This window comes from Thalassospira sp. MCCC 1A02898, assembly GCF_001618185.1.
In the GTDB taxonomy this organism is placed as follows: Bacteria; Pseudomonadota; Alphaproteobacteria; order Rhodospirillales; family Thalassospiraceae; genus Thalassospira; species Thalassospira tepidiphila.
The window spans coordinates 132,521-156,614 of sequence record NZ_LPXK01000008.1; the positions used below are offsets into that span (position 1 = coordinate 132,521).

23 protein-coding genes and 1 pseudogene are annotated in these 24,094 nt (G+C 55.7%); 20 read left to right on the forward strand and 4 right to left on the reverse strand.

All coding sequences use genetic code 11. The annotated features are described in order from the left end of the window. Positions 1-274 precede the first annotated feature (274 nt). From AUQ41_RS06110 to AUQ41_RS06180, 15 genes are all read left to right on the forward strand, one after another. The gene (locus tag AUQ41_RS06110; RefSeq protein WP_063087181.1) at positions 275-1,021 is read left to right on the forward strand and encodes a YebC/PmpR family DNA-binding transcriptional regulator; all 747 of its coding nucleotides are present in this window, start codon (positions 275-277) and stop codon (positions 1,019-1,021) included. 34 nt (positions 1,022-1,055) lie between these two features. Continuing rightward, entirely contained in the window at positions 1,056-1,631 is a 576-nt protein-coding gene (gene ruvC, locus AUQ41_RS06115; RefSeq protein WP_063087182.1) for a crossover junction endodeoxyribonuclease RuvC, read from the forward strand. Beyond that, a complete protein-coding gene (ruvA, locus tag AUQ41_RS06120; RefSeq protein ID WP_063087183.1) occupies positions 1,628-2,323 on the forward strand; it encodes a Holliday junction branch migration protein RuvA in 696 nt (231 codons plus the stop codon). The genes ruvC and ruvA overlap by 4 nt, the downstream gene beginning before the upstream one ends. Continuing rightward, positions 2,320-3,381, forward strand: a complete 1,062-nt coding sequence (gene ruvB, locus AUQ41_RS06125) for a Holliday junction branch migration DNA helicase RuvB (RefSeq protein ID WP_008891376.1) — start codon at positions 2,320-2,322, stop codon at positions 3,379-3,381. Before ruvA ends, ruvB begins: the two co-directional genes overlap by 4 nt. After that, positions 3,381-3,842: a YbgC/FadM family acyl-CoA thioesterase gene (locus tag AUQ41_RS06130; RefSeq protein ID WP_063087184.1), complete on the forward strand. Its 462-nt coding sequence runs from the start codon at positions 3,381-3,383 to the stop codon at positions 3,840-3,842. Before ruvB ends, AUQ41_RS06130 begins: the two co-directional genes overlap by 1 nt. A 7-nt stretch (positions 3,843-3,849) precedes the next feature. Next, the gene (tolQ, locus tag AUQ41_RS06135) at positions 3,850-4,581 is read left to right on the forward strand and encodes a protein TolQ (RefSeq protein WP_008891378.1); all 732 of its coding nucleotides are present in this window, start codon (positions 3,850-3,852) and stop codon (positions 4,579-4,581) included. A 2-nt stretch (positions 4,582-4,583) separates the two neighbouring features. Further along, complete coding sequence (gene tolR / locus AUQ41_RS06140) at positions 4,584-5,036, forward strand: protein TolR (RefSeq protein ID WP_040824151.1); 453 nt, start codon at positions 4,584-4,586, stop codon at positions 5,034-5,036. A 7-nt stretch (positions 5,037-5,043) separates the two neighbouring features. Beyond that, positions 5,044-5,988, forward strand: a complete 945-nt coding sequence (locus AUQ41_RS06145) for a hypothetical protein (protein ID WP_063087185.1) — start codon at positions 5,044-5,046, stop codon at positions 5,986-5,988. 41 nt (positions 5,989-6,029) lie between these two features. Continuing rightward, positions 6,030-7,400, forward strand: coding sequence for a Tol-Pal system beta propeller repeat protein TolB (gene tolB, locus AUQ41_RS06150; protein ID WP_063087186.1), 1,371 nt, complete (start codon positions 6,030-6,032; stop codon positions 7,398-7,400). 129 nt (positions 7,401-7,529) lie between these two features. Beyond that, the gene (gene pal, locus AUQ41_RS06155) at positions 7,530-8,024 is read left to right on the forward strand and encodes a peptidoglycan-associated lipoprotein Pal (protein ID WP_063087187.1); all 495 of its coding nucleotides are present in this window, start codon (positions 7,530-7,532) and stop codon (positions 8,022-8,024) included. A gap of 153 nt (positions 8,025-8,177) precedes the next feature. After that, positions 8,178-9,206, forward strand: coding sequence for a tol-pal system protein YbgF (gene ybgF / locus AUQ41_RS06160; RefSeq protein WP_063087188.1), 1,029 nt, complete (start codon positions 8,178-8,180; stop codon positions 9,204-9,206). A gap of 104 nt (positions 9,207-9,310) precedes the next feature. Next, complete coding sequence (gene tilS, locus AUQ41_RS06165) at positions 9,311-10,681, forward strand: tRNA lysidine(34) synthetase TilS (protein ID WP_168173401.1); 1,371 nt, start codon at positions 9,311-9,313, stop codon at positions 10,679-10,681. Between the two features lie 85 nt (positions 10,682-10,766). Beyond that, positions 10,767-12,710, forward strand: a complete 1,944-nt coding sequence (ftsH, locus tag AUQ41_RS06170) for an ATP-dependent zinc metalloprotease FtsH (protein ID WP_063087190.1) — start codon at positions 10,767-10,769, stop codon at positions 12,708-12,710. Positions 12,711-12,723: 13 nt separating this feature from the next. Continuing rightward, positions 12,724-13,839, forward strand: coding sequence for a dihydropteroate synthase (folP, locus tag AUQ41_RS06175; protein WP_063087191.1), 1,116 nt, complete (start codon positions 12,724-12,726; stop codon positions 13,837-13,839). Positions 13,840-14,165: 326 nt separating this feature from the next. Beyond that, positions 14,166-14,891 (forward strand): response regulator transcription factor, encoded by a 726-nt coding sequence (locus AUQ41_RS06180; protein WP_232308320.1) that lies wholly within the window; start codon positions 14,166-14,168, stop codon positions 14,889-14,891. A 35-nt stretch (positions 14,892-14,926) separates the two neighbouring features. Here AUQ41_RS06180 and AUQ41_RS06185 read toward each other — a convergent pair whose 3' ends face one another. The 3 genes and pseudogenes from AUQ41_RS06185 to AUQ41_RS21330 form a co-directional block, all read right to left on the reverse strand. After that, a complete protein-coding gene (locus tag AUQ41_RS06185) occupies positions 14,927-16,915 on the reverse strand; it encodes a 7TM-DISM domain-containing protein (protein ID WP_083952743.1) in 1,989 nt (662 codons plus the stop codon). Then, the gene (locus AUQ41_RS21325) at positions 16,912-17,742 is read right to left on the reverse strand and encodes a sensor histidine kinase (protein WP_369813533.1); all 831 of its coding nucleotides are present in this window, start codon (positions 17,740-17,742) and stop codon (positions 16,912-16,914) included. The genes AUQ41_RS06185 and AUQ41_RS21325 overlap by 4 nt, the downstream gene beginning before the upstream one ends. Next, positions 17,743-18,336, reverse strand: a pseudogene (locus tag AUQ41_RS21330) (7TM diverse intracellular signaling domain-containing protein); the annotation flags it as partial. 862 nt (positions 18,337-19,198) lie between these two features. Between AUQ41_RS21330 and glmM the strand changes: the two are divergent. The 4 genes from glmM to AUQ41_RS06210 are packed head-to-tail and all read left to right on the forward strand — an operon-like array spanning position 19,199 to position 22,349. Next, positions 19,199-20,548, forward strand: a complete 1,350-nt coding sequence (glmM, locus tag AUQ41_RS06195; RefSeq protein WP_063087195.1) for a phosphoglucosamine mutase — start codon at positions 19,199-19,201, stop codon at positions 20,546-20,548. Positions 20,549-20,597: 49 nt separating this feature from the next. Next, complete coding sequence (thiD, locus tag AUQ41_RS06200) at positions 20,598-21,395, forward strand: bifunctional hydroxymethylpyrimidine kinase/phosphomethylpyrimidine kinase (RefSeq protein WP_063087196.1); 798 nt, start codon at positions 20,598-20,600, stop codon at positions 21,393-21,395. Positions 21,396-21,446: 51 nt separating this feature from the next. Further along, a complete protein-coding gene (locus tag AUQ41_RS06205; protein ID WP_063087197.1) occupies positions 21,447-21,989 on the forward strand; it encodes a DinB family protein in 543 nt (180 codons plus the stop codon). A gap of 9 nt (positions 21,990-21,998) precedes the next feature. Further along, positions 21,999-22,349 carry a hypothetical protein gene (locus tag AUQ41_RS06210; protein WP_143588707.1) on the forward strand — a complete coding sequence of 117 codons (351 nt, stop codon included), beginning with the start codon at positions 21,999-22,001 and terminating at the stop codon, positions 22,347-22,349. A gap of 24 nt (positions 22,350-22,373) precedes the next feature. On the opposite strand, the gene AUQ41_RS06215 is transcribed toward AUQ41_RS06210, so the two are convergent. Continuing rightward, the gene (locus AUQ41_RS06215; protein ID WP_063087199.1) at positions 22,374-23,249 is read right to left on the reverse strand and encodes an AEC family transporter; all 876 of its coding nucleotides are present in this window, start codon (positions 23,247-23,249) and stop codon (positions 22,374-22,376) included. A 206-nt stretch (positions 23,250-23,455) separates the two neighbouring features. On the opposite strand from AUQ41_RS06215, the gene AUQ41_RS06220 reads away from it, so the two are divergent. Next, entirely contained in the window at positions 23,456-24,091 is a 636-nt protein-coding gene (locus AUQ41_RS06220) for an HAD-IIIA family hydrolase (RefSeq protein WP_063087200.1), read from the forward strand. Positions 24,092-24,094 lie beyond the last annotated feature (3 nt).

Genomic DNA, 24,094 nt, shown 5'->3' on the forward strand with positions numbered 1-24,094 from the left:
TCCCCGGATAGGTTGATCATGATTTCCGTGCATTGATCTCCAAAAACCTGACCCTTACGCCCGATATTTGGCGATCTCGCCAAGCATGGCTGGACCTTGCTGGGTAAACAGGATATAGGAGCGGTCGAAATTTTCGTTCGCGTATGTCGCAGATATGAATGTGTCATCCTGCACATGCCCGGACGGGCTGGTCTGTCAGGGAACGCCCGTATGACCGGCGTGGTATCACCCGATACCGTTCCACTTCGAATTCATTGACGACAGGTTACAGGTTATGGCCGGCCATTCCCAATTTAAGAACATCATGCACCGCAAAGGTGCGCAGGATAAAAAGCGCGCCAAGATCTTCACCAAACTCGCGCGTGAAATCACTGTTGCCGCGAAAATCAGCGAAGATATCGACAGCAACCCGCGTCTGCGTGCGGCGATTTCTGCGGCCCGTGCCCAGAACATGCCCAAGGACAACATCGATCGCGCCATCAAAAAGGCGACCGGTGCAGGCGAGGGTGATAACTACGAAGAAGTCCGCTACGAGGGTTATGGCACCGCTGGTGTTGCCGTCATCGTCGAAGCACTGACCGACAACCGTAACCGTACCGCATCCGAAGTGCGTGCTGCCTTTACCAAGCATGGTGGCAACCTTGGTGAAACCGGTTCGGTCGGCTTCATGTTCAACCGTGTCGGCGAAATCGTCTATCCGATCGACAAGGCCGATGCTGACGAAATCTTCGAAGCAGCCCTTGAAGCCGGTGCTGCCAATGCGGAGTCCGATGATCAGAGCCACGTCATCGACACCGAGATCGAAGACCTCAACGCTGTGCGCGAAGCCCTGACCGAAAAATTCGGCGATCCGGAAAGCGCAAAGCTGGTCTTCCGCGCCACCACCGAAGCCGACATTTCGGTCGAACAGGCGCAAAGCATCATGAAACTTGTCGATGTGCTTGAAGATAACGACGACGTCCAGAATGTCTGGACCAACGTTAACTGGACCGACGAAATCGTCGCTGGTCTCGATAACTAATTAATATTTGCCAACACCCGCCTTTCGCTTTTGAATGGCGGGTGTTTTGTATCTGGAACCCGCTTTTTTGGGGGATGTAGTGGTCAGAGTGCTCGGGATTGATCCCGGTCTGCAACGAACCGGTTGGGGCGTCATTGACCTCGATAACAATCGTATGCGCCATGTTGCCAATGGCGTGGTGACGTCCACCCAGTCATTGACCCTTGCCGAACGCCTTGATCAACTGCACACCGGCCTGATCGAAGTGATCCGGATCTGGACACCCGACGAGGCCGCGGTTGAAGAAACGTTCGTCAATAAAAACCCGGTTTCGACCCTGAAACTGGGTCAGGCGCGTGGTGTTGCATTGCTTGCACCTGCGCGCAGTGGCATTCCGGTAACGGAATATACACCCAATGCCGTCAAAAAGACTGTGGTTGGTGCCGGTCATGCTGCCAAACAGCAGGTCGAAATGATGGTTTCAACCCTTCTGCCGGGATGTGACATTGCCGGGCCGGACGCCGCAGACGCCCTTGCGGTTGCCATATGCCACGCGCAACATGCCGGGAACCGGTCGCTGGCCAATTCGATGGCAGCACACTCAACACGAAACGGGAGAAAATACAGGTGATCGCCAAACTGCGCGGAATTGTGGATTTCATCGGCGAAGACAGCGTCATTATCGATGTCAACGGCGTGGGCTATCTTGTTTTTGCATCGCGCCGCACGCTTTCGATGTTGCCGCCAAAGGGCGGCGATGCTGGCCTGATGATCGAAACCCATGTCCGCGAAGATCACATTCATCTGTATGGTTTTGCCGATAACGCCGAAAAGCAATGGTTTGCACTGCTCACCACCGTTCAGGGTGTCGGCGCAAAAGTCGCGCTGGCGTTGTTGTCGGTTCTGACCCCGACCGATCTTTTGCGCGCACTGGCCGCCCAGGATACCACGGCATTGTGCCGCGCACCGGGAATCGGCCCCAAGGTCGCAACCCGTATTGTTGGCGAACTTAAAGACAAGGCCGCAAAACTGAACCTTGGCCCGGTTGCGGCCCCGGCAACCCCGGCAATAGAAGAGGCAAAGCCAGCTGCAAAATCCAAGAAGTCAGCCAAGGCCACCACAGATGTGAGCATCGACAACGCGCCAACCGAACCGGTTGTAGATGATAGCGTCGTTTTGGCAGACGCGGTATCGGCTTTGGTCAATCTTGGCTATGGCCGGTCGGAAGCATTTGGTGCGGTGGGCAAGGCCGCCCAGCAGGCGGGCGACGACAAGTCGATCGATACCCTCATCCGTCTGGGACTAAAGGAGCTTAGCGCGTGAGCGAAGAAGAAGACCGTCTGCTCAGTGGTGAGCGCCGCGAAGAAGATCATCAGGATGGATCGCTGCGTCCCCGTCGGCTTGACGATTTTACCGGCCAGAAAGAAGTCCGTGAAAACCTTGATGTCTTCATCAAGGCAGCCAGTGCGCGCGAAGAAGCCATGGACCATGTCCTGTTCTTTGGCCCGCCGGGACTTGGCAAAACCACGCTTTCGCAAATCGTTGCCAGTGAACTTGGTGTTGGCTTTCGCGCAACATCCGGCCCGGTGATTGCCAAGGCCGGTGATCTTGCAGCTCTTCTGACCAACCTGCAGCCGCGCGATGTTTTGTTCATTGATGAAATTCATCGTCTGAACCCGGCGGTGGAGGAAATCCTTTATCCGGCAATGGAAGACTTCCAGCTTGATCTGATCATCGGTGAAGGGCCGGCTGCGCGCTCTGTCCGGATTGATTTGCCACCCTTTACTTTGGTGGGTGCCACCACGCGTTCGGGTCTTCTGACCACGCCATTGCGGGATCGTTTTGGTATTCCGCTTCGGTTGCGGTTCTATGAGCCCGAAGAACTGGTCAGCATCGTTGCCCGTGGTGCGCGGCTTTTGAATTTCGACATGACCGAAGAAGGTGCGATGGAAATCGCCCGTCGGTCACGCGGCACGCCGCGTATTGCCGGTCGCTTGTTGCGTCGCGTACGTGATTTCGCGGCCGTGGCGGAAAAATCGCCGGTCGATAAATTCATTGCCGATGCGGCCCTGACCCGGCTTGAGGTAGATAACCTTGGTCTTGATAGCCAGGACAGACGATACCTTAATTGTATCGCCAGCAACTATGGCGGTGGTCCGGTCGGGGTCGATACCTTGGCCGCCGCCCTGTCCGAAGAGCGCGATACCATCGAAGACGTGATCGAGCCTTATCTGCTGCAACAGGGCCTGATCCAGCGTACCCCGCGCGGGCGCATGCTGGGCGTTAAGGGCTTCAAGCATCTTGGTCTGACCCCGCCACGCCAGGCGGGCGGGATGCCGCTTTCCGATCTGTTTGACGGGCAGGCGGGGGAAGAATCCTGATGGCTCAACAAGATCACGACGCCATTCTTGGCCGCTTCGAAGGCAAGCGGCATATCTATCCGCTGATTGTCTATTACGAGAACACAGATGCCGGTGGCGTCGTCTATCACGCCGACTATTTGGCGTTCGCCGAGCGGGCACGTTCAGCGATGCTTAACCTGTTGGGCTTTACCAATCGAAATATTGCAGAACGCCACAAAGTTGCCATAGCCGTTCGACAGTGTACGCTCGACTTTCGACGTCCGGCCCTTTTGGAAGACCGTATTACGGTCGAAAGCCGGGTGATCAAGGTTGGGGGTGCATCGCTTGGTTTTGAACAAAAGATTATGCGGGGCGACGACGAACTGGTGGTGATCGAGATTTATCTCGCCTGCATGTCGTTGGAAGAACTTCGGGCACAACGTCTGCCCGACGAACTAAGAACAGTATTTAATAGTTGTCTTGATGTGACAAAGGACTGACGGGAATATGGAAAATCAAGTGGTCGACGCGGTAACGCTGGGGCAGTCGGTCATGGCACATGATATGTCTCTGTGGGGACTTTTCATGCAGGCTGGGCTGGTCGTCAAAACAGTGATGATCGGTCTTTTGCTGGCTTCTGTCTGGGTTTGGGCGATTGTCTTCGAGAAAATCCTGCGACTGCGCAAATTGCGCGCCCAGGCTAACACCTTCGAAGAAGCCTTCTGGTCGGGTGGATCACTTGAAGATCTGTATGATCGTATCGCTGACAAGCCGCGCGATCCGATGTCAGCCATCTTTGTTTCGGCCATGCGTGAATGGCGTCGTTCGAACGCAAAGGGTGTCCATGGCGACACCATGCGTGCCCGCCTTCAGCAGCGCCTAGAAAAATCCATGGAAATTACCCTTGGTCGTGAAATGGACCGGGTGGAACGGTATATGACCTTCCTGGCATCGGTTGGTTCGACCGCACCGTTTGTTGGTCTGTTCGGCACGGTCTGGGGCATCATGGTTTCGTTCCAGTCGATCGCGGCATCAAAGAATACCTCGCTTGCGGTTGTCGCGCCGGGCATTGCCGAGGCCCTTTTTGCAACGGCCATGGGCCTTGTTGCTGCGATCCCGGCTGTGGTTGCCTATAACAAGATTTCCAGCGACCTGAACCGTTACAGCAACCGCCTCGAAGCTTTCGTGGACGAGTTCTCCTCGATCCTTTCGCGCCAACTTGACGACACGAGAGACTGATTATGGGCGCACAGCTTGCCAAATCAGGCGGAGGACGCCGTCGCGGTCGCCGGAGTAACCGGCGGGCAGCGATGAGTGACATCAACGTCACCCCGATGGTCGACGTCATGCTGGTGTTGCTGGTGATCTTCATGGTCGCAGCCCCGCTGATGACAGTCGGGGTCGAGGTTGATCTGCCGGAAACCAGTGCCGCACCGATGACCGGTCAGGATGAGCCGCTGGTGGTGTCGGTCTCTGCCGAAGGCACGATCTACATCATGGATAGCGAAATCGCGCAGGACACCCTGACCGAAAAGCTTGCCGCCATTACCGACAACAAGGCCGATACCCGCATCTTTGTCCGCGGTGACAAGACGATTGATTATGGTCGTGTGATGGAAGTCATGGGCCTGATCAAGGATGCCGGTTTCACCAAAGTCGCCCTGATCGCCGAATTGCCGGCAAAGGGTTCGTAAACGAATCATGCTGCGTTACGCTCTCATATCGCTTGGTCTGCACGCTGTCCTGTTTCTGGTGGCGTGGCTTGGGCTGCCCGATCTGTTTGATGAAACACCGTTGGAATTGCAGTCCATTTCGGTTGAAGTCGTGACAGTGGATGAATTTTCTGCTGCCCCGACCAAGGCTTTGCCAAAACCGGAACCCAAAGAGGAACCGAAACCAAAGCCGACCCCGAAGCCGGAACCCAAGCCAGAGCCAAAACCTGAGCCGAAACCGGAACCAAAGCCGGAACCCAAGCCAGAGCCGAAGCCCGAACCAAAACCGGAGCCCAAGCCTGAGCCGAAGCCTGAGCCAAAACCGACACCAAAGCCGGAACCGGTTCCGACGCCAGACGTTAAAAAAGAGCCTGAGACAAAACCGGAGCCGACGGAGCTTGCCGCTGTAAAGCCGGAATCCAAGCCGACGCCGCCGAAACCGGAACCGGTCAAAAAGCCGGAGCCGAAAAAGGAAGAGCCGAAGAAACGCGATCTCATGAGCGTTCTTAAGGATGTCAGCAAGCTTAAGGAAACGGCAGAAGCCACGCCGGAGCAGCAGCCAGACGAAACGCCGGAAGAAAATGCCAGCGAGGTTGTGGCGACCAGGCTTGATGCCAATCTGACCATGAGCGAGCTTGATGCCGTAAAACGTCAGATCGAAAAATGCTGGAGCCCCCCGGCCGGGGCCAAGGAAGCGGGCAACTTTGCGGTTGAAATTCATGTCAGCGCAAACCCGGACGGAACCGTCCGTTTGGCGCGGATTAGCAATCTGAACGAAATCCAGGGCGACACTTCCCGCCGTACGATTGCAGAAAGCGCGCTTCGAGCAGTGCTAAATCCGCAATGCAGTCCTCTAAAACTGCCGCTGGATAAATACGAAATGTGGCGCACATTCACGTTCAATTTTGACATGCGTGAAATGCTGGGCCTTTAACGACCAAGTTCTTGAACACGCGTGGAAAATAGCGAGGCAGGATGACGATCAAGACCAACGCAATAAAACGATTTTGGGCTAAAGGCAGTGTCGCGGCACTGTGCGCCCTTGCCGTTGTCGCTGGCCTGAATGTCGGGTTCATGTCGCCGGCAAAGGCGGAACTCCGGATTGATATTACCCGGGGCGAATTGAAGCCGATGCCAATTGCCGTCACCCGCTTCCCGGGCGAAGGCGTTGCCGAAACCGAGATCGGTCAGAACATGACCCAGGTGATTGCCGCAGATCTCGAACGTTCGGGCCTGTTTGCACCGATTGATGAAAAGGCATTCATTCAGAGTGCTGCATCATTGGCGGTGAACCCGAACTTTGCCGAATGGCGGGCCATCAATGCGCAGGCCCTGGTGAACGGTCGTGTTGTGACCGAACCAAATGGTCTTCTGCGTGTTGAATTCCGCCTGTGGGATGTTTTGGCTGAAACCCAGATGTCTGGCGTTGCGTATCGTACGCAGCCAAACAACTGGCGTCGGATTGCCCACAAGATTGCGGACGAGATTTACAAACGTATCACCGGTGAAACCGGCTATTTCGATACGCGCGTTGTCTACGTCTCGGAATCCGGTCCGGCCGATAACCGGACCAAACGACTGGCCATCATGGATCAGGACGGTGCAAACCACCGGTTCCTTTCCGATGGACGGTTCCTCGTGCTGAACCCGCGCTTCTCGCCGACGGCACAGGAAGTGGTTTATATGTCGTACTTTAACGACAAGCCGCGCGTTTATGTTTTGGATATTGATACCGGTGAGTTGGAATTGCTGGGTGATTTTCCGGGGATGACCTTTGCGCCCCGATTCGCGCCAGACGGGAACTCGGTTGTGATGTCACAAGCGCTTGACGGGAACAGTGAAATTTATGGACTGGACCTGCGCACGCGTGAAAAGCGTCAACTGACGCGCCATCCGGCCGTGGATACCTCGCCTTCCTATTCTCCGGACGGGTCTCGCATTGCGTTCAACTCCGACCGCAGTGGGGCACAACAACTTTATGTGATGAATGCCGATGGTGGGGGCGTACAGCGCATCAGCTTCGGTGGTGGACGTTATGCCACCCCGGTCTGGTCGCCGCGCGGAGACCTGATCGCATTCACCAAATCCGAAGGAGGTCGTTATTATATCGGCGTCATGCGGCCAGACGGCAGTGGAGAAAGGCTGCTGGCCGAGGGTTACCTCGTTGAGGGACCAACATGGGCACCGAACGGTCGAGTTTTGATGTACTACCGCCAGCACCCGTCCAGGGACGGGACCAAGGATCGCTATCGTTTGTATTCGATTGATCTTACCGGTTATAACGAGCGAGAGATCGTTACACCGGCGGATGGGTCGGATCCTGCATGGTCGCCCTTGATTCCCTGATATCTCAAGAGTATAGTCATCGCGAAGCACTGAATGCGATTCGCTTTAATCGCGGGCATTTTCGGTGTCGCGAGACATGGAAAACACCAACCTCGGGCGAATGCGTCCGGTGTTAAGGGGAAAACTTAAATGAAACTTCGTATTCTGAGCGTTTTTGCTGCTGCCGCTCTTCTGGCTGCTTGTGAAACTGCACCTGATAGCACGGCAACCACTGGTGGCGACGGTGCAAGCACTTCTTCCAGCGCCTCGACTTCGACTTCTTTGGCTGAAAGCAGCCCTGAGTGGTTCGCTGTCAACGTTGGTGACCGCGTCTTCTTTGGTTTCGACAAATACGATCTTGCCGGTGAAGCACGTCGCACCCTCGAACTGCAGGCTGCTTGGCTGAAGAAATATCCGCAGTACAAAGTTGTTGTTGAAGGTCATGCCGACGAGCGCGGCACCCGTGAATACAACCTTGCACTCGGCGAACGCCGCGCGAACTCGGTCAAAGATTACCTGATCGCTCTGGGCATCGACCCGTCGCGCATCGAGACCATTTCTTATGGTAAAGAGCGCCCGGTTTCTCTTGGCCATGACGAAGAAAGCTGGGGTAAAAACCGCCGCTCTGTATCGGTTATCCGTTAAGCGCGTGCAGGTGAAAGCCTGACTTGAAGATCAAGGCGCCTGTCCCGTTTGGGGCAGGCGCCTTATTTTTGCCGCCTGAAAATGTTTGAAAGTCACGACAGGTATTTCCATAGTGAACCTTCAAAGACTGAATTGACGAAAAAGGACCCGAAAATGATCCGCGTTCGATCCGCCATTTCGCCAAAGAACCGCAACATCCTGATGGCTCTTGCCGTCGGAGCTGTGTTTGGCATGACATCACTCGGGTCCCAGCCGGTTCACGCGCAAGACGCCAACATGTCGCGTCAGGTAGAACAATTGCGCAAGGACCTCGATCTTTTGCAGCGTTATGTCTATCGCGAAGGCACCGGTGACGCCGCACAGGCCGCTGTCAGGGGTGGTGATGGCGGCGGGGCTGCAACCCCGGCTGCCGCACGCCAACAGGTCCAGATCAGCGCACTGGAACGCACGACCACCCAACTGACCGGTCAGCTTGAAGAATTCGACTACCGCATTCGCAAGATGGAAGACCGTCTGGAACGTCTGGTGGCCGATATTGATTTCCGCCTTAACCAGCTTGAAAGTGGCGGCGTTGCGACCAGTGGCGCAAATGCACCGCTTGCTGCTGGCACGGCTGCCAATAACACTGCCGCCAACAACGCACCGGCCGCTGCCGGTTCGGGTGAGCCCCTGAATGACCGTGGCACCCAGCTGTTTGGTGTGATTGAAAGCGAAGGCCAGCCGCCGCAAATTCCGAGCGGGACTGCCGCATCCAGCGCATCCGCGCCAACTCAGAGTGCGGCGGCAACCACCGGCACGCCTGAAGAACAATACCGCGAGGCCTTTGGCCTTCTGCGCAAACAGGATTTCCAGGCCGCCGAACAGGCGCTGGGCAGTTTCGTCAGCAACCATCCGAACGATCCGCTGGCGGGCAATGCGCAATACTGGCTGGGTGAAACCTATTATGTGCGCGGCCAGTATGAAAATGCAGCCATCGCCTTTACCGAAGGTTTCCAGACCTACCCCGACAGCACCAAGGCACCCGATAACCTGCTGAAGCTCGGCATGTCGCTGGCCAATCTCGGCAAGAACGAAGATGCCTGCACGGCGTTTGGTCACCTGATCGACAATTTCCCGAACGCCTCGAACGTCGTTCTGGATCGCGCCCGTCAGGAACGCCAGAACCGTGGATGTCCGCAGTAAACCCTGCGTATGACAAACCGATGATCGGCAACCTTACGACATCAGAAAATCAAAACACGGCGTCTGGAGGATCTCCACTGGACGCCGTTGCCTTTGATAGACTGATGATGGCGTTCGCCCCGTTTGAAACTACCCCTGAAATCCTTGTTGGTGTCTCGGGCGGGGCCGACAGCATGGCGCTTGCACTGCTGGCCCATGACTGGTGTCAGGCACAAGGCGGGCGCGTGGTCGCGGTTACGGTTGACCATGGTCTGCGCAAGGCCGCCTCTGACGAGGCCCGCTGGGTCGCAGCCGAACTTGCCCGCCATAACATCGAACACATCACCAAACACTGGCAGGGCGAAAAACCAACCGGCGCCGTGCAGGAAAAGGCGCGCCAGGCCCGCTATCAGATTTTTGATGAGCTGATGCGTGGTACTGGCATTTTCCATCTATTGGTTGCCCATCATGCAGGCGACCAACGCGAAACCATTGCCATGCGCCGCGATCGTGGCACGACCCCGATTGGGCAGGCGGGAATGTCTGCGCGGCGCTATCTGCGACATGGCCGGGTGCTGCGTCCGCTTTTGGCCGTTGCCAAGGCTGACTTGGTGGCGACCCTGACGGCACGCGGGCAGACGTGGATCGAAGATCCTTCCAACATCGACGAAAAGTTCGAGCGCGTGCGCGTGCGCAAGGCGTTTGAGGCAGGGGCATCACGCCCGCCCGATATAAACGCCGACGCATCGGCGCGCCGTGATCTTGAAACGGGAATTGGCCGATTGCTGGCCGGGGCGGTGACCCTGCATGCGAACGGGGTTGCGATCCTTAATCCGGATGTGCTGCTGGATCCGAAAACAGATCGCAACGCTGCGATCCATGCACTGGGACAGGTGGTGCGTACAGTGGGGGGCGCAGGATATATGCCTGCACTTGATAAACTGCGCGTTGCATTGGATCGCCTTGGTGCGGATAAAACAGCCCGCATCAGTCTGGGCGGCTGCGTCTTGCATGGCCGGAAAGGCGGGATTTGCGTTTATCGCGAATTTGGCCGCATGGCGCAGGATCCGATTGCGTTGGATGCCGAATCACTCACACGATCTTTGGTTGTGCGGTTTGATAATCGCTTTGAATGGCAGGCAGATGACGCGGAAATTTCAGGGCAAACTGGACTTTGGATCGCACCACTTGGCCTTTGTGATGTGTTTCACACGAAGTCTTTTCGCGCCGCATTGGGCGAAATTGCACCATTTATTGGTAATTTACCGCGCGCGGCCCTTGCATCCATGCCTGCACTCTACGATAAAGAAGGCTTGTTATCTGTTGGCGGGCTTGAGGTTTCGGAGCTTTCCGACGTACTATCCGCCGCCGGTTGCGGACGGCCTCTGGGCAGGGGCCTGATCGCCTCTGGTGGCAGTTGGCAGTTTGCGCCGCAAGTACCTTTGTGGGAAAGTGGTTTCAAATCGTCACCGAAACCCGACAACCTACTTGCGTAAGCGGGGCTTATGACTATTTGATTGTCAGACCCTGCGCAGGAAGTTTTGCGTCACGGCACACACAAATTGCGACCAGTAGCTTGGAATGAATATGGGAAAAAATCTCGCACTGTGGGTTATTATCGCCATCCTTTTGGTGGCGCTGTTTAACCTGTTTCAGTCGCCCTCCGGACGGTCCGGTCAGTCGTCGCTGGCATTTTCGGACTTCCTGGCCGAAGTGGATTCAGGTCAGATTTCCGAAGTCACCATCCAGGGCAACAACCTGACTGCAGAAACGCGCGACGGTCGCTCTGTTAATGTTTACACCCCGGATTATCCGAACCTCGTTGAAAAGCTGAACGACAAGGGCGTGCGCATCATCGCACAGCCTGAAGAAAGCCTGTCTCCTTTGATGAGCGCTTTGATCAGCTGGTTCCCGATGCTTCTGATCATCGGTGTCTGGATCTTCTTCATGCGCCAGATGCAGGGCGGCGGCGGCAAGGCCATGGGCTTTGGCAAGTCCAAGGCCAAGATGCTGACCGAGAAGTCCGGCCGCGTGACCTTCGAAGATGTCGCCGGTATTGAAGAAGCCAAAAGCGAGCTTGAAGAAGTCGTCGACTTCCTGCGCGATCCGCAGAAGTTCCAGCGCCTTGGCGGTAAAATCCCCAAAGGCATGCTGCTTGTCGGTCCTCCGGGTACCGGTAAAACGCTGCTGGCACGTGCGATTGCCGGCGAAGCAAACGTTCCGTTCTTTACCATCTCGGGTTCTGACTTCGTTGAAATGTTCGTTGGTGTCGGTGCATCGCGTGTGCGTGACATGTTCGAACAGGGCAAGAAAAACGCACCTTGCATCATCTTCATCGATGAAATCGACGCTGTGGGCCGCCATCGTGGTGCCGGTCTTGGCGGCGGTAACGATGAACGCGAACAGACGCTCAACCAGCTCCTCGTTGAGATGGATGGTTTCGAAGCCAACGAAGGTGTGATCCTGGTGGCTGCAACCAACCGTCCGGACGTTCTGGACCCTGCATTGCTGCGTCCGGGTCGTTTCGACCGTCAGGTCGTCGTGCCGAACCCGGATCTGGAAGGCCGTGAACGCATTCTGGGTGTTCATGCGCGTAAAGTTCCGCTGGGTCCGGATGTCGATCTGCGCACGGTTGCACGTGGTACCCCGGGCTTCTCGGGTGCGGATCTGGCAAACCTTGTCAACGAAGCAGCCCTTCTTGCTGCGCGTCTTGGCAAGCGCGTTGTCACCATGGCTGATTTCGAAAACGCCAAGGATAAAGTCATGATGGGGGCTGAACGTCGCTCCATGATCATGACCGATGACGAGAAAAAACTGACCGCCTATCACGAAGGTGGTCACGCACTGGTCGCACTGCATACGCCTGCGTCTGATCCGATCCACAAGGCCACCATCATCCCGCGCGGTCGCGCACTGGGTATGGTGATGCGTCTGCCGGAACGTGATCAGGTGTCCAAGTCCTACGAACAGCTGATTTCCGACCTTGCGGTTGCCATGGGTGGCCGCGTTGCCGAGGAAATCATCTTTGGCAAGGACAAGGTCACGACGGGGGCATCTTCGGACATCAACATGGTGACGCAATATGCGCGCAAGATGGTGACCGAGTGGGGCTTCTCCGACAAGCTTGGGAATGTCAAATATGTTGATAACCAGGAAGAAGTGTTCCTTGGTCACAGCGTTGCCCAGCACAAAAACGTTTCGGAAAAAACAGCACAACTCATTGACGAAGAAGTCCGTCGTTATTCCGACGAGGCTTATGAATTCGCCAAGCGCGTTCTGACCGAACATCTTGATGACCTGCACAAGCTTGCCAAAGGTCTTCTGGAATATGAAACCCTGTCGGGCAAGGAAATCGACGCGCTGCTGCGTGGCGAGGAAATCAACCGTCCGGGCCATACTTCGGGTGGCGGCAAGGATGCAGGTGGCGGACGTCGCTCCACGGTGCCAAGCACCGGCGGTGCCCGCAAGGATAACCCTGGTGACGGCGGCGGGGACCTTTCCCCGGAACCGCAACCGGGAAGCTAACAGAAAGAGACTGATGGACGAGATCAAACGATCGGTCCTGCGAAGCCCCGCCGATGTGCGGGGCTTTGCCGATTTTGAAGGACCGCTTTACTACGCACCGACCGGTTTCATCGACCATGCCGATGATCCCAATACCTTGCCACTCGCCGGATCGCGCCGGGGATTTTCGGCACTTGAAATCATCCGCCGTCGCGAAGGTGGTGGTGCTGAAAGTATGATCTTGCCGCTGCTTGCCCTTGAAGGCTGGGTTCAAAACAGTGGCCGGGTTGATGAAATCAATGCCGTTCTGGACCGCCTGATGGCTAAACGCCCGGATTATGCCGGGCTTGATATGGCGTCCTGTCATGTGATGGGCATCATCAATGTTACGCCTGACAGCTTTTCCGATGGCGGCGATTACAACACCACCGAACAGTCAGTGGCGCGCGCTACGGCGATGATAGAGCAGGGCGCATCGATCATTGATGTCGGCGGCGAATCAACCCGTCCGGGGGCCGATACCGTGTCCGAGGACGAGGAAATCAATCGTGTGGTCCCGGTGATCCGCGAATTGGCGTCCAAGGGACATGTCGTTTCGATCGATACCCGCCACGCTGGCGTGATGGAGGCCGCGATTGAGGCCGGTGCTGCGATCATCAACGACGTCACGGGGCTTGAGGGCGACGAACGTTCGATGGAGGTTGCAGCCGCATCTGGCAAACCGGTGATGCTGATGCATATGCAGGGCGAACCGGGAACCATGCAGGCCGACCCGCAATATGATTGCGCGGTGCTTGATATCTATGACTATCTGCTCGATCGCATCGAAAGCTGCGAGCGGGCTGGTATTTCACGTGATCGCATCTGCATTGATCCGGGCATCGGCTTTGGCAAGACGCTGTCGCACAATCTTGAACTGCTGTCGCGTCTGGCCATTTTCCATGGATTGGGCTGCCCGATCCTGCTGGGCACCTCGCGCAAGTCATTCATCGGCAAGATTGATCCCAAGGCCGATCCCAAGCAGCGTCTGGGTGGTTCAATCGCGTCTGCGGTCAATGGATGGCGTCACGGGGTTCAGATGATCCGCGTGCATGATGTGCCCGAAACGGTGCAGGCGATTTCCGTCGCCAGTTCCACATCCATCGTCTGACGGTGTATTCGGTGCGTCCTCTGCACGTATAACTTGTCATTTTATCGGCATCGTTTAAAACATGGCTCGCAATCGCAAGGAGGCTTGGCTTCTGATCGATTGCGAGCTTTTTTTGCGGCAAATTCGATTCTGGCATTTTCTGACCATTTACGGTTGATACTTGCAGAATCGGTCCTTTGACCACATACCAATAAGTATCAAACAAAAGTGACATCAAAGTCACAGTTGATGGTTGGACAACAAGCGAACGCGAAGGTCTTTAGATGAACGAGATTGGCGGTCTGACGCAGCCGTTCCCTGCTGATGTCAGGTCTGGCTGGAATGCTATGACGCACTGTGTATATGTCGTGGAAGATAACACCGATCTGAACAAGGATCTGTGTGAGTATCTTGAGATGTGCGGTTTCGATGTGGTCGGGTGTGAAACCGGGGCTGCATTTTACCGGGCTCTTGCTGCGCGCAAACCTGATGCGGTCATTCTTGATATTATGCTGCCCGACGCGGATGGCTATGAGCTGGCCCAGCATGTCCGCAAAACCGTTGATTGCGGCATCATGATGCTGACCTCGCTTTCGGGAATGGACAATCACCTGACCGGCTATAAATCCGGTGCCGACGTCTATCTGACGAAAGACAGCCCGCTATCGGTGATCGAGGCCGCCCTCAAACCGCTCCTGCGCCGTGCGTCACGCTCGGATAACGAAGCGACGGCAGAAACGGCAATCCCCGAGGACAGCTGGGTTCTCGATATGCTTAACTGGACCCTGCGCAATCCCCAAGGCAATGAAGCCAAGCTGACAGCGACCGAACGCACCATCGTCAAGATCCTGATTGACGCCAATGGGGCGTGGCTGACACGTCCTGAAATCGTCGAGGCGCTCGGTAAGGCCGACACGGCGGAAAACTGCCGCAATCTGGATACAGCAATCCGGCGCGTGCGTCAGAAAATCATCAAGGAAATCGGCGAAGAACTGCCTGTGCGAACGGCGTACGGTCGCGGCTATGCCTTTACGTCACCCGCCGCCATTGCCGGCGAGGCCGAGGCTTCCTGATCCGTTTGTTTCCCGCCCGAATAAACAGCGGCCAGCTACTCGCACGGTAACAGCAGGCAAAGCTCGATGCTGCGTGCGCCCTTCTGGCGCAGGGTGACCGATCCCCCATGGGCAACGACAATACGCTGCGAAATATGCAGCCCGAGTGCGCGCTGCAATGACTGGCTTTCCATATCACGCCGGAACAGCGCATCGGAAATCATGGCGATCTCGTCTTCATCAAGCTCTTCGCCGCGGCAGGGGATACTGATTTCGACCCGCATCTCGGAATGTCGATGAGTGCTGATGTGGATTGGTGCCCCGTGCGCAAAGCGCCGTGACGTTTCAACCAGGTTCGTAATCGCAAGCCCCATCAGGGTTTCGTCGATAAAGACCTCGATACCTGTGGTTCGGCTCAATGCCGCCTGAACTTCCGCACCTTCGCGTGTGGTCTGGGCGACAAATTCCTGAAGAAAACGGTTGATCGGAACTGTCTTGCGCGCAAGTGACAGTTCCTGGGTATCGATACCGTCCTTGGTCAGGAAAATATCGACAAGACGTGCCAGTTTCTGGGCCTGAAGCTGAATGCGTTGCAAACGTTCAAGAACGTCATCCTTATGGTTTGTAAGGCGCAGCATCAGCATTTCTGATGATCGCTGGATCACCGCAAGTGGTGTTCGGAATTCATGCGACAGCATCGAAATCAGTTTGCGCTGTTCCTCGACAAGCGAGGTGGTTTCTTCTGCCTTGCGCACGACAGTGACCCGTTCCTTGTCCATGCGCGACAACCGCATCGTCATGATGATGCCCATCCCGACAAGGTGGAACATCAAGGTGTAGCTATGCAGTTCCAGACGCAATCTGGTCGCATCGATCACCCCCGAAAGGGCAAGCTGGATCATGATCGCGGCCCCGGTCGGGACGGCCAGAACCACAAGGAACGCCCAGTAACGCGGGTTGTGGATGTCCTCAGACGCCCGTTTGATCAGGATTGCGCACATCGTGGCCATAAAGACCGAATGGCTTGGCACAATATAGGTGCCAAAAATGGTATACAGATCGGTCGTGGCACCGGCCGCAATGGCCAGAATGAAAAACCCGTACGCGCAACATATCTTGTAAGCCAAAGGATGCTTCTTTTTGGCATCGATAATGTAGAGCCACAGGAACACCGTCACGCCATAGGTAATGATGTTGGCTGTTCCCAACAAAAAGTCATTGAGCCAAGGTATTTCCGGTCGTAGCTCGCTTAAGACCACGCCATTGACGGTGGCCGCCGTGACACCGATTGCCAGGACCCAGATGCTGTACAAAACGACAATCCGATCCCGGGCAATCAGACCAAGCGCCAGATAGGCCAACCCTAATGCCAGAATGAAGCCAAAGAAAACATTTGATGCCAAATCACGGAAGGACAGCGAGGAAACCAGGTCGGTTGCCGGCCAAAGTGTCATCCAGATCAGATTGGCGCTGTTGCTTTGCGAGCGGACATAAAGGCGATAATCTCCCGGCTCCATCAGGGGCAGGGCGGCGATATGTGCTCGTCCGCCATATTGGCGCGCGCTGGCCGGGACATGATCGCCAAGACGGGTATGCCAGACCGGATCACCCAGTCCATCGGGCACCAGAAACACATCAATGAAATTCAGATAGTTCGGCCCGACTTCAAGCAGGGCGCGTTTCGTCATGTCATTGGTGATGGTGAGATCAAGCTGATGCCAGATCACATCGCGGGTATAGCCAAAGGACGGTATGGCAGATGACTGCTGAAAGGCCGCATCCGGAAGGGCCTGGATCTCTTCAAAGCCAAGCCTGCGTGTGGTGTCGGCAAAGGACGCAACAAACCGGGTGATCTCAATCGGTTCTGTGACATTGCCCGGCAGGACCAGATGATCCTGATCATTCACCGAAGATTGCGCGTTTGCACCGTGCCATGGCATCAAAACCATGGTTGCAATGATGAACAACACCAATGCCGCCACCAAAGCCATTTCGGGCAGGGAATGTGTTATTGGCGTCATGAACAGCGGCGATCTGATCCTCATGGCCGCCCACCGTCATGGGACGTCTCGGTATAACCAAGCGGGAAGCCAGCCCTGTTTTCATTGTTCCTAAGCACCGTCATGTCGCGGTCATAGGGCAGTTTGATCAGGATTGTTGTTCCGCCTTCTTCGCCAACACTAACCGACAGGGATCCGTCATGGGCCTCGATGATGCGTTTGGTCAGATGCAATCCAAGGCCGACCCCCTGGATTTTGACCGAATCCCGTCCGCGGTAAAAGGCGTTCAAAACATTCTGCAGATCGTCGGCGGCAATGCCCGGGCCCTCGTCGACAACCCGGATATAGACATAGCCATTGGCAGCCCGTTCGGCTGAAATCCAGACGGCGGCACCCGGCGCATATTTTCGGGCATTCTCGATCAGGTTGATCAGCGCACGTTCCATCAGGATCCGGTCAATCTCGACGATCACAACATCGCTTTGGATCAGGCTGATATTCTGGCCGGGGACCTCGCGTTGGCGCTGTGCGATCAAATCGCGCAGAAACGTATCGATGGAAACCGCTTCGCGCGTGGTGGTGAATGTCGCGCTATCAAGGGTTTCCTTGGTCAGGAACGCATCGACAAGGCCCGAAAGCTGCCGGGCATTGGACTGGATCGTCGACAGCCGGTTCAGAACGCTTTCCGGCTCTTTTTGCAAATGTAGTCCGAGGATTTCAGCAGAGCGCTGAATGATCGCAAGCGGTGTACGGAATTCATGTGACAGCATGGTGATAAAGGTGCGCTGTTCACTGGCAAGCTGGTCGGCCCGCTGGCCGGAGGCAAGGGCATCAACACGCCGGTTGATCACGCCATAGGTGCGATAGGCCATGGCGATGGCCACCAGCACAAGCTGAATAAACGAACTGAGGGCAAAGATGCTTGTGGTAAATCCGTTGACCGGCAACCACCCGATCAGCAGCAGCAAATGCGCCATCGCCCCGATGGTCGGAACACCAAGCGCGACCATCAAATAACTCATCTGGAATGTGTGCTTCTGGCGATATCCGCGATACATCAGATTGATCAGCAAAACCGCAAGCAGGAATATCTGGGGCCCGAAAAACACTTTGGCATACAGGATATACCAGTCCGATGTGGCGGTCAGAAAACCTGCCATCGCCAGAACCGAATACCCGACCATGACCCGAAACAGCGGCCGGTTCTCGCGATCAAGACGGGTCATATAGCTCCACATCATGATGCTTGTACCAAGCGCAAACGCCGTTCCGGTTCCCGTCACGAAGTCCGAGGCCAGCGACCAGAACGGTTTGAAAATCAGTTGTGCGTAACCCGTCACCCCGAACGAAATCAGAAACAGCGAAAAGATATAACCCGAATACCAGAGAACAGACCGATCCCCCGACATCACGCCAAACGCGAAATAAATCCCGAATGCAAGAAGCAGAACACCAAGGGTTGCCCCCTTGATGAAACTGTTGCTGCCCGATTTGGTAATCAGCGCCGTATCGGGCAGGAGTTCGGCCTCAAAGACATGCGCGCTGTTGGTATGGACCGCGATAACCAGCCAATATTCGCCAAGTGACAGTTTCGGCCATTCTGCAACATGCGAAAGATTTTGCAGGCCACCCTTGGCTCTTGGAATTCGGTCGCCGAGATGTTCCTGCCAGATGATCTGGCGCGCGTCATTTGACAGGATGCTGATCTCGATATCATTCAGATACACATGTCCGATATCGATAAAGGCGCTTCTTCCCGTTCGTCCGGGTTGATCAACGATTTTGACCGGCGCGCGATACCAGATTGTTCGGTCTGTATAGCCCGGACCGCGTGCCTCAAGGACAGAGGCGAATTCAGATTCGGCAATTGCCGGGATTTTGAATGCGCTTTCCACTTTGCGGTCTGTCACCAGACGCGTCAGATAGCGGTTCAGATTGATAACTTCCGCTGGTCCGCTGGGGGGCAGGACGAGTGTTTTGGCAACCTCATGCGCAGCGATTTTGGGTCCGTAAACGGCAAAAATGCCGGACGCGGTCACAATCAACATCGCAAAAAGAAACATATTCAAGCGGATGCTGCGCAAAATTCCCCCGGTTTCAGCCCCTTAGCCCCTTCATCTTGTGATAGCGGGTTTTTGACCGAAGGTCATTGCTTTTATCCGAATATCGCCGTGTTTGCCTGTTAACGGATTGATTGCCAGTTTGGCACTAGAATAGGCGCTGAAATATGCCGATTGCCGGTGGCATTGCGCCGCCACTTTGATATAACCGGCAGTCAGAATGAATTGACCGGGCATGATGCCCGCAAAGCAAGCAGAGACACAGAATATGAGCCGCAAGTATTTTGGCACCGATGGCATTCGCGGAACTGCCAATACAGCACCGATGACCGCAGAAGTCGCCCTGAAAGTCGGGATGGCTGCCGGCCATTATTTCACCCGTGGTGATCACCGCCACAAGGTCGTGATTGGCAAGGACACCCGACTGTCGGGCTATATGCTTGAACCGGCCCTTGTTGCCGGTTTTACCTCGATGGGGATGGATGTCATGCTGGTCGGCCCGATGCCGACCCCGGCGGTGGCCATGCTGACCAAATCGATGCGTGCTGATATCGGTGTGATGATCTCGGCCTCGCACAACCCGTTCCAGGATAACGGCATCAAGCTGTTTGGCCCGGACGGCTTCAAGCTGTCGGACGAGGTCGAACTTGAAATCGAAGCCCTGATGGAAAGCGACCTTTCGGGCAAACTGGTGCCTGCCAATGCGCTTGGCCGCGCCAAACGCATTGATGATGCACCGGGCCGTTATATCGAGGCCGTCAAATCGTCCCTGCCGGGCACCGTCACGCTTGAAGGTCTGCGCATCGTGCTTGATTGCGCCCACGGGGCTGGCTATTCCGTCGCGCCCAAGGTTCTGCGTGAACTGGGTGCCGACGTGATTGAAATCGGCACCAGCCCGAATGGTCTGAACATCAATGATCAGTGCGGGTCGACCTACACCAAAACCATGTGTGACCGGGTTCTGGCCGAAAAGGCTGACGTCGGGATTGCCCTTGATGGCGATGCCGACCGTGTCCAGATGTGTGATGAAAAGGGACATCTGATCGACGGTGACCAGTTGATGGGCCTTGTTGTAACCCACTGGAAACGCACCGGTCAGCTGCGCGGTAACGCGCTGGTCGCGACTGTGATGTCGAACCTTGGTCTTGAACGTTACCTTGAAAGCAACGATGTCCGTCTGATCCGCACCAAGGTCGGTGATCGCTATGTTGTCGAACAGATGCGCGCCCTTGATTGCAATGTCGGCGGTGAACAGTCGGGCCATATCGTGCTGTCGGACTTCGCATCGACCGGTGATGGCCTGTTGGCAGCCCTTCAGGTGCTGGCAGTCCTTGCCAGCCGCGAAGGCCCGGTGTCTGAACTCAGCCGCGTGTTCGAACCGTTGCCGCAGATCCTTAAAAACGTGCGCTATAGTGCCGGTTCTGATCCGTTGGCGCAAAGCAGCGTCATCGAAGCCATTTCCTTGGCAGAACGGGCCTTTAACGGTGATGGTCGTATCCTGATCCGTAAATCTGGCACCGAGCCGCTGATCCGTGTCATGGCCGAAGGTGATGACGCGATTAAGGTCGAACAGATCGTTGATGGCATCGTTGCCGAAATCACCGCCGTTGCCGGTTAACCGGTCATTGTGACGAAAACCTGATATCTGCAGGATAAGGAAGGGTCGTATGAAGGGTCGTGTCTTGATTATTGCCGGGTCGGATTGTTCCGGTGGGGCCGGAATTCAGGCCGATATCAAATCGGTGACGGCTCTTGGTGGCTATGCTGCAACTGCGATAACGGCCCTCACGGTGCAAAACACCACCGGAGTCTTCGATGTTCTTGGCATCGATCCGGACATGATCGTCCATCAGGCGACGGTGACGATTGATGATATTGGCGCAGATGCGCTTAAAACCGGGATGCTGCATTCGGTGCCGGTGATTACCGCTGTGGCGGAATTCATCAAATCAAAAGCCGCAGGTATTCCGGTCGTTGTAGACCCGGTGATGGTATCGCAAAGCGGTTCACGCCTGCTTCAGGAAGACGCGGTAGAAGCACTTATGACCCATATGGTCCCGCTTGCCACCGTGCTGACACCAAATATTCCAGAGGCCGAAGTATTATCAGGTATGAAAATCACCAGCGAAGCTGATATGATTGCTGCAGCGCACAAAATTGGTGATCTCGGTTGCGAGGCCGTCCTGATAAAAGGTGGTCACGCCGACGGGGACAAAATCGTCGATATCTTGTGGCGCCGGGATCGCGATATCGAAGGTTTCGAAGATACGCGCATTCCGTCTGAGAATAATCATGGTACGGGCTGCTCGCTTGCAAGTGCCATTGCAACCGGGCTGGCTCAGGGCATGGGATTAAGTGATTCCGTTGCCCGTGCGCGGGCATATGTCCGCGAAGCCATCCGAACCGCACCGGACTTTGGCAAAGGAAACGGTCCGCTAAACCATGCGCATCCTGTGACCGGTTGAATAATTCAACACGAATGTGACAGGGCGCTGAAAGTTGGGACACTTAAAGCTATGCCGGGCACATCGTTTTTCCATCAGGCGCGTAACAACGCCTGGTCAAATCACCGTTTGTATGGGGTCTGTCAGAAATTGACAGATGGCGAGCTCGCCTCCAAACGAACGCCTTTTTCCGCCTCTATTCTTGAAACGCTGAACCATATCCTGACCAATGACTGGTATTATCTTGATGCGCTGGTCGATGGCAGGCGTGGTCGGGCGTGTCTTGATACTGAAATGCCGTTCGCTGCCATCGATAAACTCGCCGCTGCCCAGCGTGATGCGGATATGCGTTTGATGGCCTATTGTGAACAGCTCAATGACAAGGATGCCATCCGGGCCGTCGAACTGGTTCGCGAAGACGGCAGCAAGACGCTTGAAACCGTGGCCGATATTCTGTCACATCTGTTTGTCTATCAAACCCATCAACGCGGGCAGGTGCATGCGCTTCTGGCCGTCACCGGTCAGGCACCACCAATCCTTGATGACTACCATCTTGAATATGATGCACCGATGCCAAGCTTCGATTTTTCGGCGCTTGGCCGCAAAGGTGCATAAAGGACACCGATGAATACAAGAATGCTGCGCCGTGCGATTCTGGCTGGCGGGATCGCCGTTCTGGCCGTCGTCAGTTTCGGCAACCCGCATCGTCATGTTGCCGATCTTTTCTGGCCCGAAGATGCCGCACCTTGGGAACATGTGACTGCGGTCTATGTCCCCGATATCAGTCAACCGACCCGGGTCAAGATATCCGAGGCCACCTATGACGATCTTGCGGCATGCCGCGATCACATAATGGAACAGGCGGCAGAGCAAGGCGACCCAAACCTTGAAAAGGGTCGCTTTGAATGCGCCATCGGATTTTATGCCGACAAGGATGATGGCACCGGCGGCGAATACCGCCTGATCATCAAGTAATCAGTTGTTCTGTGCGGTCGAAGGCTAAAGCACGTACCAAAGCAATGCGGGCAGGGCGATGGCGGCAAGGAAGCTTGAACTGATGACAACGCCAGCAACTTCTTCCGGCTCGCGGTTATAAAGCTGCGCAAACAGGTAGCAGAACACGGCCACCGGCATCGAACATTGCAAGATCACCACCCCGCGTTCCATGCCGGTTAGTCCCATGACTTCCGACAGGCCCAAGCCAACCCCGAAACCCATGCCAAGGCGCAGCACACTCAATGCCGTGCTGCGTGCAAGGCTGACCGGGCGAAGCTTGGCAAGCGACACACCAAGCGTGAACAGCATCAACGGAATGGTCAGTTGCCCGATCAGGTTGGTGGTGTTGTAAAGCCATTCAGGCACCGCGGTTTCGGTGGCAAGGAAGCCCGTGGCAATAAGGGTTGCCGGTATGATCGGCATCTTGGCCAGCGACTTGATCGAAAAGCTGCCCGATACGAACGCAACCCCGATGGTCAGCTGGATCACGACATAGGCGGCAAAGAACGCCACCGAAAGCGCCAAGCCTTCCTGCCCATAAGCCAGCATACACAGCGGCAAGCCGACATTGCCGACATTCGGCCAGGTCAGCGATTGCAGATAGGTGCGCGGTGACAGGTTAAAGACCTTAAGCACCGGCCAGCCGATCAGGGCAAAGATCACATTGGCTGCAAGGGCGGCTGTCCCCATCAAAACCAGCGTATCACCGCCTAGCTCCACCGTCGCAAGGGCGGCAAAGGTCAGACAGGGTGTCGCGAAATAGGTGACGATGGATGTGACAAGGTTGGTGTCAAAGTGTTTGCCAGCTCGGGCCCAGAAATATCCCAGTCCGGTGGTGATGAAAACCGGGGCCAAAATCGCAAAAATATCGGCAAACATAGAACGTTATTCCTTGAAGATCTTTTTATCGTGGCGCGTGACTTGAAGCGAAATTGTCACGTCTTTCAGTTGCTCTGCAAGTGAATAATGGTAATACCAATTTCTTTTCCGCACCCCGGAAAAAGGTTTGAGGCTTGTGAAGTCTTGCTTTTCCGAAGGCGTTTGCGCCATTGTGGGCGAAACCCGACCATGCAAAAGGCCCCTTGATGACCGGTTCTTCGAACGAAACTGTGAAGCGTCACCTGATTGATCCGGCGCCGCGCTTTCGCGATCAACGCAATCCGGTTCCGGCTGTCTTTCTGGATCGGGATGGGGTGATCAACGAGGAAGTCCACTATCTGTCAGACGTTGCCGATCTTAAACTGATCAACGGCACGGCAGAGGCGATCAAACGCCTCAATGATGCGGGCATTCCGGTGATTGTTGTCACCAACCAGTCCGGTGTCGCGCGTGGCTATATCACCGAAGACCAGCTTTTTGAAATCCACAAGGCACTGGTTTCAATGCTTTCTGATCACAAGGCATCGGTGCAGGGCATCTATTATTCGCCCTATCATCCAAGCGGGCAGGGCGATTATCGCCGCCAAAGCACATGCCGCAAACCCGAACCCGGCATGCTTCTGGCTGCAAGTGACGAGTTTGCCATCAACCTCTCTGAAAGCGTCCTGATTGGTGATCGCATCAACGATATCCGTGCCGGACATGCGGCGGGCACAAAGGCCATCATGGTCAGAACCGGCCACGGAGCAAAGGAAGCCATCTTGCCCGAAGCCCGGGAAGCCGATTATATTGCCGATGATCTGGCAATGGCGGTCGATCACATCCTGACAACGCGGCAATAGGGC